This window comes from Arthrobacter sp. R4, from assembly GCF_051365025.1.
GTDB lineage: Bacteria > Actinomycetota > Actinomycetes > Actinomycetales > Micrococcaceae > Arthrobacter.
Genome location: NZ_JBLWIJ010000024.1, coordinates 35,900 through 48,708, shown reverse-complemented (window position 1 = coordinate 48,708; position 12,809 = coordinate 35,900). Strand labels below are relative to the sequence as shown.

Sequence of the window (12,809 nt, the reverse complement as noted above, 5' to 3'; positions counted from 1 at the left end):
TCCGTTGGGAGTTAGAGGCTGTTCGGTTGTGGGTCCAGTCCGGAGGCCCAGACTCTTCCGTTGATGGCCAGTTCACGGAGGAATTCTGTGAGTTCCTGGTCGGTGTAGGGTGCGTCCTCGTCGACCCACCATGTGAGGATGCCGATGATTTCGCCGGCCCATGCCCGGGCGACAAAGTTTGTGGGCAGGCGGGGGGTCACGCCGGCGCGTGCTGCTCGTTCTTCGAATAGCTCTTCGGCTTGAGTGATGAGGAATTCCTTGAGTTCCCGTAAGGCCCGTCCGTTCCCTTCGCCGCGGAGAATGACGCGGTAGGCGTCTCTTTCGCGCCCTGCGTGTTCGAAGAGGTATTTCACTGGGAGCCCGGAGAACCCGAGTGGTTTGGCTTCTTCCACGGCGGGCAGCACGCGGTTTCTTTCGTCGGCGAGGTCGGCGACCACGTCGCTGAGGAGGCCGTCCTTGTCACGGTAGTGCGTGTAGAAGGTCGCCCGAGAAAGGTCTGCGGCGTTGATGATGTCTTCAATGGTGATGGCATTGAAGCCTCTTTCCAGAACCAAGGCGATGAAAGCACTACGGATCGCTCGCTTCGAGCGGCGGACGCGGCGGTCCTCGACTGTTTTCACCTGAATTCCTTCCAAACCATTGACCAAGTGCACCCTCACAGTATATTACTGTACAGATCATCCAGTACTGAACATCATGTCTAGGAAAGATTTCTTATGAACCTTGGAAGATTTGTGCGGGCATCAGCGGCGTATCAGCCTGATGCCGAGGCTGTTGTAGGCCCTGACTCGCGGCTGTCGTATGCACAGCTGGACGAAGGGAGTGACCGTCTGGCCGCTGCCCTGCAGGACCGATTCGGTCTTGGGCGGGGAGATGTGGTGGCGGTTCTTGGATGGAACTGCCCTGAGCTCGTGGTGGCGGAAGTCGCCCTTTACAAGGCGGGTCTGGTGCGTGCCCCGATCAACGCCCGGCTTGGGGCATCAGAGGTTGCGCACCTGTTGGCCGACTCCGGGGCGAAGGTCCTCATTACGGACACCGATCATGGGGATGTGGTTCGTGCCGCGACCGCGATCGCTGCTGTTGAGGCTGTGGTCACCATTGGCGGTGAAAGCGAGTTCGGTGCCTCTTTCACCTCCGTCCTGGACTCCGCGGAACGGAGGGCGGTCGATGTTGATTGCGCTGATTCCGATGTGGCAGTGCTTCACTTCACCTCGGGTTCGACGGGGAAGCTCAAGGCTGCGGTTCACACCTACGGAAACCGCATGGCGCTGGTGCGGAAGTCGCTGATGCACCCGGACGGTTATGTCGGGCCGGGGGGCCGGATCATTTTGGCCGGACCCATCACCCATGCATCCGGGATGCCGCTCATGGGAGTCTTCCGGGCCGGGGGTTGCGTGATTGTGATGCGAACGTGGGATCCTGCCGAGTTCCTGTCAACGATTGAGCGTGAACGCGCGACGCACGCTTTTGTGGTGCCGACCATGATCATGACTGTGTTAGGTGTCCCTGAGGCCAGGCGTTTTGATTTGACCAGCATGCAGCACCTGATTTACGGAGGGGCTCCTATGTCCCCGGCCCGAATCCGTGCTGCGTGGGACCTCTTCGGCCCTGTGCTGACCCAAGGCTTCGGCTGTGCGGAGACGACATCGGTCGTGATGCTCCTGAGCACGGAAGATCACCGGCGGGCCATTGAGGGCGGCGATGAGGAACTGCTGCTCAGTTGTGGCCGTGCCATTTTTGACGCGGAGGTGCGCGTCGTCGATGAAGACGGTGTCCCGGTGGGACTTGGTGAGATCGGGGAGCTGGCGGTTCGTGGCCCCGATGTAGTCAGCGAATATCACAATGAAGCGGACTTGAGCGCGGAGACATTTCGGGACGGCTGGTTCCATTCCGGGGACCTCGCCCGTTACCGGGAAGACGGGTTTATCTTCATCGTCGATCGTAAGAAGGACATGATCATTTCCGGCGGTTTCAACATCTACTCCGTCGAAGTTGAGGCCGTCCTACAGCAGCACCCTGCTGTCCTGGACGCTGCGGTGGTCGGTGTCCCTGACGAGGAGTGGGGCGAAGCTGTCAAGGCTGTCGTCGTTCTACGCAGCGGTTTAGAGCTTGATGAGCAGGAAATTATCGATTTCTGCGCGGCAAACCTGTCCCGCCTGAAAAAGCCACGCTCGGTCGACTTTGTCGATCACCTTCCCGTTAACCAGAACGGCAAAACCGACAGACGCGCCGTCCGTAACCGTTACTGGGCGCCAACCGGCCGTCGCGTCGCGTAACCCAAAGGATTTCGACATGACATTCACACTGGAACCCGACCACTCTGCCGAACCGGAACTGCACGAGCTGGTCATGAGCCTGCGTGCCTACCTGCTCGAGGAGCTCATTCCTTACGAGCAACGACTCGGGCTTTCCCCCGAGACCAAGCTCAGCCGGGCTGACCTCGAGCCCATATGGCAGCGAAGCCGCGAACTCGGCTTTTACGGCATCGCCCTCCCGCCGAAGCTGGGAGGACAGGGCCTCTCAACCCGAGAGCTGTGCGCCTTGAAAGAGGAACTCATGTCCCACGGTTCCGTGCTCGCGCACTCAGTGCTGGGCGATATGGGGGGACCACTGCGCGCAGGGTCCATCATGCAGTACGCCAGCACTTACCAGCTCGAAAAATACCTTATGCCAGTCATTCGTGGGGAAAGGGCGTGTTGCTTTTCCATCACCGAACCCGATGCCGGTTCAGACGTACGGCGTATGCGCACGACCGCCCGCCTCGAAGGCGACGAGTACATCCTTGACGGCGGTAAAGTCTTCAGCTCCGCGGCACCCTTCGCTGACTTTGCCATCGTCGTTGCCCGCATGGACGGCGAAGCCGAAGCCTATAGTGCGTTCCTTGTGGATTTGGACGCTCCAGGGGTCACAGTTCGGGATGGTGAGGTTCCAATGTCCGGGCAGCAGATCGAAGGGGACATCGACTTCGATGAGTGTCGCATACCGGTGGCAAACCTTCTCGGGGACGTCGGTCAGGGGCTGCGGATCGGTATTGGGCGAATCAACCTGAACCGGCTACTCCACAGTCCCTCAATCATCGGCGCCGCCCGCCGGGCATGGACCCTGTCCGTGGAGTATGCGAAATCGCGCATCGTCAACGGCCGGCCGCTGATTGAACTCCAAGCGATTCAACACAAACTCGCTGACATGGCCACGGACATCTACGCTGCACGGTCGATGGTGGCAGCGACGGCCGCGAAGGTCGACAGGGGGGAGGACGTTTCGGTCGAGGCGAACATGTGCAAGCTGTTCACGGCCGAAGCATGCTTCCGGGTCGTCGATGAGGCTGTGCAGATTCACGGCAAGGCAGGACTGACGAGGGGCAACGAAATTGAACAGCTCTTCCGATCCCTGCGGATGTACCGCATCGTCACCGGCACCAGCGAGATCCATCGAAACGCCATCGCCAAAGCGCTCACCTGAGAACCCTCTATCTCTCGGACCTATAACTCGTAAGCAACGTCGCTCACACTAGGAGAACCATGGACAGTTCACCCGCCCGATCCAAGGCCGTAGCGCCTATTCCCGCCGCGGCGCGGGGCATGATCGCGCTCCTGATCCTCTTGGAGTTCGTTGCCGGTCTCCTCCAAGGTTTCTATGACCCCCTGGCCAAACTTTTCGCCAAAACCTACGAGGTTTCAGACGGACACATCATCTGGTTCCACACACTCCAAGGCCTGTCTGCTGCGGTGATGGTGCCACTACTGGCCAAATTCGGGGACATGTTCGGGCACCGCAGGGTGCTCAGAATCGCCGTAGGTGTGGTGCTTGCCAGCACTCTGCTGACAGCCATGGCACCGAACTTCCCACTGCTCTTGGCTGCACGAGTGCTTGCAGGGCCCATCGCCGTTTGGCTGCCACTTGAAATCGCTCTGGTGCATCAGCGTATCGATCAAGCTGCCGCCCGCAGAGTGATCGGGATCTTGGTCTCGGTACTGGTGCTCGGAGCGGTCATAGGGAACATCGGTGGCGGCCTTTCGGTAGTTTTGATGCCTTTCTCAGCCGCGCTGCTCATCCCGCCTCTGCTGATGATCGGGGCCATAGTGGCAGTAATCCGAATCCCGGAATCTACTCTTCGGGCCGCCCCCGGCATCGACGGTTGGGGACTTTTAGGGATAGCGGTGGCAATGATCCTGTTACTCACAGGAATGAGCAGGCTCTCCGAAGAAGGCCTAGGGGATCCGCTGCCCTGGAGCCTCATCGCGGCTGCAGTCATTGTGTTCGCAGCCTGGGCCTGGTGGGAACTGGGGGTCAGCAACCCCGCAGTGGACGTCCGGATGCTCACCTCACATGCTCTCGCACCCTTATATATCGTGGGGTTCCTCTTCGGTTTTGTGCTGTTCGGGTTTCAAACACCGTTGGCGACTTTCGCAGCGTCCCACCCCGACACCGACGGATACGGGCTCGGCTTCACCACGTTCAGCCTGTCCTTGATCATCGCGACTTTCACTATCCTTACAGCCGTCGGCTCCGCAACTGTCAATGCACTCACACGCCGCTTCGGAACCAAGTCCGTGCTCGTGTTCGCCGCTGCCCTCTCCGCTGCAGGCTTCGGCTTCTTCGCGCTGCAGCACGCCGAAAAGTGGCACCTTCTAACAATGGCAGTACTAGCAGGCATCGGAATGGGCTTACTTATGGGAACCCTGCCTGCGCTGATAGCCGAAGAGGCCCCGGCAGACAGTACGGCCATAGCGACCGGCGTCTATAACTCCCTGCGGACCCTTGGCGGAGCTGTAGCCGGGGCCGGATTCTCGATCATCCTCATCTCATTCGCTCAGTCCTCCAGCGGCAATCCCGGTGACGGATACGCCATGATCTGGACGATCGCGGCGGGAGCATTCACCGTCGCAGCGATCGTCCTGGCCCTGAGCAAGACCACCAAAATACCCCGCCCCCTTCTCCCACCAACTCCCACCGGAACCGTCCCCCTGCTCAAGCCCGCCCCTAGGGAACGTTGAGCATCACCAGACCACCTGCAAAAAACGCTCTCAGAGCACTTGAAAGGACCAACTCATGAGCCAAACCACCATCCCGGAAACATCACAGGAAGCCTCTGACTCCAGCACCATCGACTTCCGGGCCGACGGCGCCGCGATCCTTCACGAGCTGGTAACACTCCGAAGAGAGCTGCACGCCGACCCCGAAATAGGCACAAACCTCCCACGAACACAGCGGCGGCTGCTGAACGCTTTGGAAGGTTTGCCACTGGAAATCACGCTCGGAGAACGGCTCACCTCGATTGTCGCGGTCCTCAGAGGCGAACTGCCCGGCCCCACAGTCCTTCTGCGAGGAGACATGGATGGCTTGCCTGTCACCGAAAAAACGGGCCTGCCCTATCGATCCGAGAACGGCGCAATGCATGCCTGCGGACACGACCTGCACATGGCAGGGCTCGTAGGGGCCGCTCGTCTCCTCAGCGCACACCGTTCTCAAATCCCCGGAAACGTCATCTTTATGTTCCAACCCGGGGAAGAAGTCCTGCTCGGGGCGAAGATGATGATTGATGAAGGGCTGCTCACTGCAGCCGGGGACATCCCCGTCGCCGCCTACGGACTACACGTCGCCCCGGGACCCTTCGGGAACTTCGCCCTTTCCGCCGGCACAGCAACAGCAGGATCCACCAGAATCAGCATCACCATTCACGGCAAGGGCGGCCATGGCTCACGGCCCCACGAAGCCGTCGACCCGGTGCCAATCCTGGCCGAAACCATCCTCGCCCTCCAAAGCCTGGTAACCCGACAACTGGACGCCCAAGACCCCGTGGTCCTCACCCTAACCGTGCTGGAAGCAGGAACAACCGGCAACGTCATTCCGGACACCGCCACAGCCAGGGGGACACTCCGGAACCTCAGTGATCAAGCTCTTACAAAGGCAAAAGACAAAATCGCCCGTCTCGTCCCAGCCATCGCTGAAGCACACGGCGCATCGGCGGAAATCGAAATGACCGAGGGATGCCCCGTGCTTGTAAACAGCACAGAGCTCACGGACCAGTCAGAATCTGTGCTGTCCACCGCATTCGGTGCAAACCGGGTCACCCGAAAAGACACAACATCAGTCATGGGCTCCGAAGACTTCTCCTTCGTAGCCCAGAAAGTCCCCGCCAGCTTCTTTAGGCTCCTGGTCTCACCGGCCGATCTGGACCCCAGCGAGACCAACTACAACCACTCGCCCCTAGTCCGCTTCGACGACGCCATCCTAGGAGACCACGCCGCCGCCCTTGCAGGTCTCGCCTTAAACCGTCTCCAACAGGGCTGACCCGCACCCAGTGCCGGTGCTCAGGGGTAAAGCCGGCACTGGGTGGTGAGCCAACCGCCACTGCATGGGCGGAACCCCAAGCCGCCCACTCATCGGTCATTCCGCTGGAGCGGCACGCCGCCGGCAAACCACTCCCCTACCTCACTTAACGAAATCTCGGTTATCGGCTCTTTACAAGGGTAGTGGGAGGAGCTCCGGAAGGGGCTTCGGAACTATCCTTCTGCGGTGTCCGGTTCGGCCCATTCGAGAGCCGCGACGAGGTGTCCCTCGTTCGGCAGGGCCTGCTGTTCCGCTGCAGGAAGCTTGTCATAGGTGTAGGCGGCGACGGCCATGGGCGATGTTGACCGGCCGAGGCTGTAGCGGACGCTGCGGTCGTTCTTGGTTCCGCAAATCAGGATGCCGACCGTTTCGTTGTGGTAATCCCGGCGGAGCATGTCATCGACGAGGGCAACATAGAAGTTGAGCTTTCCTGCGTATTCAGGCTGGAACTTGCCTGTCTTAAGTTCGATGACCACGTACCGGAGTTGCTCGATGTGGAAGAACAGCAGGTCGACGTAGTAGTCATCGCCATCGACGTCGAAGTGTACCTGGCGGCCCACGAACGAAAAGCCTGGGCCCAGCTCGCGGAGGGTTTCGGTGATGCGACTCGTCAGCGCGTTCTCCAGGTCGCGTTCGGCGATCTCACCGGACAGGCCGAGGAACTCGAAGTTGTAGGGGTCTTTTGCCATTTGCTGGGCAAGTTCAGAGTCCGGAGCCGCGAGCTGGCGGGTGAAGTTTGATGGCGCCGCACCGGTGCGTTCCATCGAATGATTCATCATCATGTTCAGCAGCACGTTTCGGGACCAGCCGTACTGAACGACCGCGGCCGCATACCAATCCCGTTCCTCGCCGGTGGCTGCCTTGTCCAAAATCGTGCGGATGTGCCCCCAGGGCAAATGTGCCACAAGCTGTGGCACATTTTCAGTTGTGTCCCAGGCCCGGACCATTGCGGTCATGTACTGCAGATTCCGGTACGACAGACCCTTCATATCGGGAAAGGAAATCGCGAGATCGGCGGCAAGCCGCCTGATGACTCCAGTCCCCCAGCCCTGGCTCGCCTGGCGGGCGATAATGTCCTTGCCCAATGACCAGTAAAGCTCGATTACCAGAGTGTTGACGGTTCGCTGCGCTTGGATTCGCGCACCAGCGATCCGGGTCTTCAGAGCTTCCAGCAGCTCCGCGTAGTCTGCCGGCAGTTCGATTTCTGAAGAGACCATGCGTCAACCCTATCTATCGGCAAATGTGCCACAGGCTGTGGCACATTTGTACCCGCCGGCAAAAAGACCAGGTTGACGAAAGGTCCATTATCAGCGTTTGGAAGTGACCGGGGGAGTGACTTTATTAGGCGTCAGGAGCTGGCTACCCAGGTTGTCCTGTCTCACCTAAGGTGAGGCAATCTCATCGAGGTCGAGGCATTAGGCCATTTTTTCTCACTACAGTTGAGGCACCGGGGGCAGATCCCGCGTGATTCCAAGGCTCTTGGACCATCAGCCATGCTGCGATTCTCCGATTTGCCTCAACTAAAGTGAGACAAACCCCGGCGTTCTGTCTCATCCAAGTTGAAGTAACCGCACCAAATTGCCACCGTCTGCCTCGAGTTAGGTGAGACGGGACACCGGTGGCCAAGTCGACAATGTTTCCGTCTAGCTACGGCTCGAGGGATTCTCGTGCGGGCTTGCTTCTCCCGCACCGCTGCCTCCTCGTTCGGGCTGGAGTGGGAGCTGCTTGGCTACGCAAATCCGGAAGCAACTATTCACTCAGCGTCGTAAGTGTTGGCGATGTACACGTCACAGGACGCGTTATGCGCCACGCTGTTGGCCACACTTCCGAGCACGCGGCCGATCCTCCGCATCCGTCGGTTGCCTACCACGATCATGTTTGCCTCGACCCGAGCAGCTTCCTTCAAAAGTGCATCAGCCGGTCTACCCCGGACAACTGAATGAGAGACCATCAGATCACCTGAACGCAGGCTGTCAGCGACACTCTTTGCTACCTTTTCAGCGTCGTTGGCAGCGGAGATGACACCTTTGTCGCTCCCGCTGCCGTACACCTCGGCGCGGTCGCTGTCGAATGCCGAGACGACCAGAAGCGGGGCGTTTAAGGCAAGGGCGAGATCGCGTGCTGATTCTGCCGCTTTACGCGCGGTGTTGCTGCCGTCGACGCCAACAATAATGGTTCCGGTCATGGTTACTTCCTTGTTTGGGCGGAGAGTACTCGTCCTCGGGAGTTAACGATCCGCTAATGGGCGTGGGCCAGGTGAGGCTGTCAACCGGACATGGTGGCGGTACTTTCACGTCACCATGGAGTTTCCTTCCAGGATGCCCACTTAAGCATTTGTGATGTTGGTCAGTTTCCGAATTCCCGGCGCAAGTCAGCCTTGCGGATTTTGCCGCTGGCGGTTCTTGGTAGCTCGTCGACAGTGACTACTGACTTTGGGATCTTGTAGCGTGCAATTCTTCCCTCGAGGTGCGCCCTAATGTCCTCTTCAGTCACGGAGTATCCTTCGCGGACCATGATGATGGCTTTGGGAACTTCCCCCCATTTCTGATCAGGAACGCCGATGACGGCGACACTTCCTACACCTTCGAGTTCGCTGATGATTTGTTCGATCTCGGCCGGGTAGATGTTTTCCCCGCCGGAAATGATCATGTCCTTGAGCCGGTCCGAGATGTAGACGAATCCCTCTTCGTCGGTGTAGCCCATGTCACCGGACCGGAACCAACCGCCGTTGGAGTAGCTGCTTTCGGTGGCATCGGGCCTGTCCCAGTATTCGTGGATGACGTTGGGTCCCTTGATCTGTATCTCTCCCACTGCGTGGGCACCCAAGACTTCTCCTTGGGGATTCACAATCCGCACGTCGGTGAAGAAGTGCGGCAGGCCTACGGACCCCATCTTCTCCCGGCTCCTGCTGGGCTGCATGCTCGTGGCTCCCGGCGCGGTTTCAGTCATGCCGTAGCCACCGGAGAAGGACAGACCACGCCTTTCATATGCTTCCATGACGCGGACTGGAACAGCCGAACCGCCGCAGGTGAGCTTCTGCAGGGAGCTGATGTCTGTCGATTCCCATGCTTCGTGTTCGATGAGCATCTGGTAGGTGGTGGGGACGCCGCTGAGCATGGTTGCCTTGTACTTTTGGATCAACGATAGTGCCCGTCCTGGTACGAAGCCTGGCTCCAGCAGGACAGTTCCACCCTTGAGCAGGACGGGAAGGACGGCCATTCCCAAGGACGCGACATGGAACATCGGTGATATGACCAGGGCGACGTCGGTGCTGGTGACGTCGTAGTCCACCAGCACGTTGAAGGAATTCCAGGTGATGTTGCCGTGGGTCAGTGCTGCACCCTTGGGCCGGCCTGTGGTGCCTGAGGTGTAAAGGATGATGGCGACATCGTCCAGCGACACCGGAACGTCGATGCGGTTTGATGAGGCGGCAGCCAGTACTTGCGCGTAGTCCTCTGCATCATCGGGGCGCCCGCCCGGGGCTCCTTGCCCGTCAATGATGATGCGGTTGCGCACGGAGGTCCCTTTCGAACCTGCCGCGGCCAGCCCTTCAAGGGAAGCGGCGTTTATAAGTGCCATTGAGCCTGAGTCCTGCAGCGCGAACTGGATCTCTGGTGGTGCCAGCCGTGTGTTGAGCGGGACAAAGATTGCGCCGAGCGTCCCGGCAGCAAACAGTGTCTCCAGGAATGCGGGCTCGTTTTCCCCTAGGTAGGCGACCCTATCCCCTCGGCTGATTCCACGATCGCGCAGGGCATTGGCCAGTCGGTTCACACGGTCTGCCAGCTCTCCGTAGCTAATTTCGCAGTCGCGGTAGACCAGTGCGGCCTTGCTCGAGGATTTGGCCCTCCGCCGTTGCAGCCAGGATCCCAGTCCTTGGTTATCCATCATGGAAGCCTTCCTATGTTGAGAGAACATGGTCCGCCGGCAGCTTCATCGCCCGCCGACGGACCACGGCTGCCTGTTAGGCGTAGAAACGGTAAAGGGAATGGGCGATGACCGCTGGTTTCGTGCCGCCTTCGACCTCGATTGCCTGGTCGACGCCGATCTGGTAGCCACCGGGAACTTCAGTGACGCTGGCGATCTTCGCGGACATCCTGACCTTTGAACCGACTTTGACCGGGGAAGGGAAGCGGACCTTGTCCAGCCCGTAGTTGACCTTCGTTTTCACGCCGGTGACGTCCAGCAGTTCGGTCCAGAACGGGATCGCCAGTGAGAGGGTAAGGAAGCCGTGGGCGATGGGGGCGCCGAAGGGGCCGTCCTTGGCTTTTTCCGGGTCTGTGTGGATCCACTGATGGTCACCGGTCGCGTCAGCGAAGGTGTTGATCTGTTCCTGCGACACCTCGATGTAATCGGTGTAGCCCAGGTCACGGCCTTCCAGCCCGGCAAGTTCTTCAAAAGATACGGTGGTAGTACTCATGGTGCTCCTTAGTTGTTGTTTTTGATTTTGTGCTCAGCGAAATGCGCTAAGACCGGTTAGGGCACGCCCGACTATGAGGGCGTTGATTTCGTGGGTGCCTTCGTAGGAATAGACGGCTTCAGCGTCGGCGAAGAACCGGCCCACATCATGGTCCAGAATGATTCCGTTTCCTCCACAGATTTCCCTGGCGAGGGCTACGGTTTCCCTCGCCCGGGCGGCGCACCACATTTTGGCCAGGGCGGAATTTTCGTCCTTGTAGATGCCCTCTGCCTGCTGCTGGCTCAGGCGGACCACCATGCCCAGGGACGCGGTGACATTGCCCAGCATTGCGGCAAGCTTCTCCTGGACCAGCTGGAAACCGCCCAGCGGCCGACCGAACTGCTCGCGTTCCGTTACGTAGCGAAGCGCAGCTTCGTACGCGCCGGCCTGCAGCCCGGCGGCAATCCAAGCGACGTCGGAGCGCATGTTGCGAAGCAGCGCGGCAACATCGCCGAAGCCGTTGATGTTTTGCAGCCGGTGTTCCTCGCTTACCTCAACGTCAGTGAGGGTGATATCTGCATTCTGCATAATGCGCAGGGACATTTTGCCTACTATTTTGCGGAGAGAGACGCCGGGACTGTCCGTGCGCACCAGAAATGCCTTGACCTGGTGATCGGCCTGGTCCCGGGCAAAAACTGCCAGGTACTGAGCCGTTGCAGCGCCTCCGATCCAGCGCTTGGCACCGTTGATCAACCACGTCCCGCCGTGGCGTACGGCTGTGGTTTCCAAGCCACCGGCGATGTCCGACCCGTGGTCCGGTTCGGTGAGTGCAAAAACTCCAGTCATCTGGAATCTTATGATCAGGGGATCCCACGTGGCGGCCTGCTCAGGGCTTCCGCCCATCTTGATTGTGGTGCGGAAGAGCCCGGACTGGGCGTTGTAGAAGGTCGCCAGCGACGCATCCATCCGCGCGAGTTCGAAGTTCCTAAAGCCTTCGTACAGAGCATCAGGGACGGCGCTGTCCCCTGTCAGTTCGGGAGGATCCATGAGGTTAAGATCAACCAGGGGCTGGATGATCTGATGGGGAAATTCGCCCCTCTCCCAGTACTCAGCCAGGACCGGACGGACGTGTTCCTCCAGCACCGCGCGCAGGCGCGCCAGTACGCTCAGCTCCTCGTCCCTGAGGAGAGTCGAATAGCCGTACTGATCGGAGGGATAAAACAGTGTCACTAGCCGGTTGCTGCAGCGAGGCCCAGCAGCCGGACCGCGTTGCCCTTGATGATTTTCGGCCGCACCTCATCCTTCATGACGAGCTTGTCGAAGTCGGTCATCCAACGGTCCGGGGTGATGAGGGGGAAGTCCGAGCCGAACAGAACTTTGTCCTGCAACACAGTGTTGGCCTGACGTACCAGGATCTCCGGGAAATACTTCGGCGACCAGCCCGACAGATCAATCCAGACGTTGGCCTTGTGGGTAGCCACCGCAATCGCTTCCTCCTGCCAGGGCACCGAAGGGTGGGCCATGATGATCTGCAGTTCCGGGAAGTCCGCGGCAACGGCATCCAGCAGCATCGGGTTGGACAGCCCCAGTTTCAGCCCGAATCCCCCAGGCATGCCGGAACCGATACCGGTCTGGCCAGTGTGGAAGATAACCGGCAGGCCCAGGGACTGGATGAGTTCCCAAAGCGGATAGAACTGCTGGTCCGACGGATCGAAATTCTGCACAGTGGGGTGGAATTTGAACCCCCTGACGCCGTAATCGCCTGCCAGTTTCCGTGCCTTGTCCATGGCTTCAGCACCCGTGGTGGGATCGACGGAACCAAAGGGTATCAGCACGTCATTGTTGCGGGCTGCCCCAAGAGCAATTTCCTCGCTGCTGTTGGGCCGATGGCTTAGGGACCGGCGGGCGTCAACCGTGAAAACCACGGCAGCCATTTTCCGCTCACGGTAGAGCTCTGCAATGTGGTCCAAGCCCGGGCGAGGACCGGCGGTTTTGAAGTATTTGCTGGCCGCGTCTACCAGTTCCTGCGGCAACGCGTTGTGGCCGTGATCGTCCACTTCCACGTGGACATGCATGTCGA

The 12,809-nt window shown here is 59.7% G+C and carries 11 protein-coding genes; 4 read left to right on the top strand and 7 right to left on the bottom strand.

What is annotated here, in order from left to right; translation table 11 throughout:
* Nucleotides 1-11: 11 nt before the first annotated feature.
* Nucleotides 12-620 carry a TetR/AcrR family transcriptional regulator gene (locus tag ACLKOZ_RS15610; RefSeq protein ID WP_436476310.1) on the bottom strand — a complete coding sequence of 203 codons (609 nt, stop codon included), beginning with the start codon at nt 618-620 and terminating at the stop codon, nt 12-14.
* Between the two features lie 96 nt (nt 621-716).
* On the opposite strand from ACLKOZ_RS15610, the gene ACLKOZ_RS15605 reads away from it, so the two are divergent.
* The 4 genes from ACLKOZ_RS15605 to ACLKOZ_RS15590 are packed head-to-tail and all read left to right on the top strand — an operon-like array spanning nt 717 to nt 6,294.
* Complete coding sequence (locus tag ACLKOZ_RS15605; RefSeq protein WP_436476308.1) at nt 717-2,276, top strand: acyl-CoA synthetase; 1,560 nt, start codon at nt 717-719, stop codon at nt 2,274-2,276.
* 16 nt (nt 2,277-2,292) lie between these two features.
* The gene (locus tag ACLKOZ_RS15600) at nt 2,293-3,462 is read left to right on the top strand and encodes an acyl-CoA dehydrogenase family protein (RefSeq protein ID WP_436476306.1); all 1,170 of its coding nucleotides are present in this window, start codon (nt 2,293-2,295) and stop codon (nt 3,460-3,462) included.
* 59 nt (nt 3,463-3,521) lie between these two features.
* The gene (locus tag ACLKOZ_RS15595) at nt 3,522-4,997 is read left to right on the top strand and encodes an MFS transporter (protein WP_436476304.1); all 1,476 of its coding nucleotides are present in this window, start codon (nt 3,522-3,524) and stop codon (nt 4,995-4,997) included.
* A gap of 55 nt (nt 4,998-5,052) precedes the next feature.
* The gene (locus ACLKOZ_RS15590) at nt 5,053-6,294 is read left to right on the top strand and encodes a M20 metallopeptidase family protein (protein WP_436476302.1); all 1,242 of its coding nucleotides are present in this window, start codon (nt 5,053-5,055) and stop codon (nt 6,292-6,294) included.
* Nucleotides 6,295-6,506: 212 nt separating this feature from the next.
* Here the strand turns inward: ACLKOZ_RS15590 and ACLKOZ_RS15585 are convergent, their stop codons facing one another.
* From ACLKOZ_RS15585 to ACLKOZ_RS15560, 6 genes are all read right to left on the bottom strand, one after another.
* Nucleotides 6,507-7,550 (bottom strand): PDDEXK nuclease domain-containing protein, encoded by a 1,044-nt coding sequence (locus tag ACLKOZ_RS15585; RefSeq protein WP_436476300.1) that lies wholly within the window; start codon nt 7,548-7,550, stop codon nt 6,507-6,509.
* 536 nt (nt 7,551-8,086) lie between these two features.
* On the bottom strand, nt 8,087-8,518 hold the full coding sequence (locus ACLKOZ_RS15580; protein WP_436476298.1) for a universal stress protein: 432 nt from the start codon (nt 8,516-8,518) through the stop codon (nt 8,087-8,089).
* Nucleotides 8,519-8,679: 161 nt separating this feature from the next.
* Nucleotides 8,680-10,218, bottom strand: coding sequence for an o-succinylbenzoate--CoA ligase (gene menE, locus ACLKOZ_RS15575; protein WP_436476447.1), 1,539 nt, complete (start codon nt 10,216-10,218; stop codon nt 8,680-8,682).
* A gap of 76 nt (nt 10,219-10,294) precedes the next feature.
* Complete coding sequence (locus tag ACLKOZ_RS15570; protein WP_436476296.1) at nt 10,295-10,750, bottom strand: MaoC family dehydratase; 456 nt, start codon at nt 10,748-10,750, stop codon at nt 10,295-10,297.
* Nucleotides 10,751-10,783: 33 nt separating this feature from the next.
* Complete coding sequence (locus ACLKOZ_RS15565) at nt 10,784-11,959, bottom strand: acyl-CoA dehydrogenase family protein (protein ID WP_436476294.1); 1,176 nt, start codon at nt 11,957-11,959, stop codon at nt 10,784-10,786.
* Nucleotides 11,959-12,804 carry an amidohydrolase family protein gene (locus ACLKOZ_RS15560; RefSeq protein WP_436476445.1) on the bottom strand — a complete coding sequence of 282 codons (846 nt, stop codon included), beginning with the start codon at nt 12,802-12,804 and terminating at the stop codon, nt 11,959-11,961. Before ACLKOZ_RS15560 ends, ACLKOZ_RS15565 begins: the two co-directional genes overlap by 1 nt.
* Between the last annotated feature and the right edge of the window lie 5 nt (nt 12,805-12,809).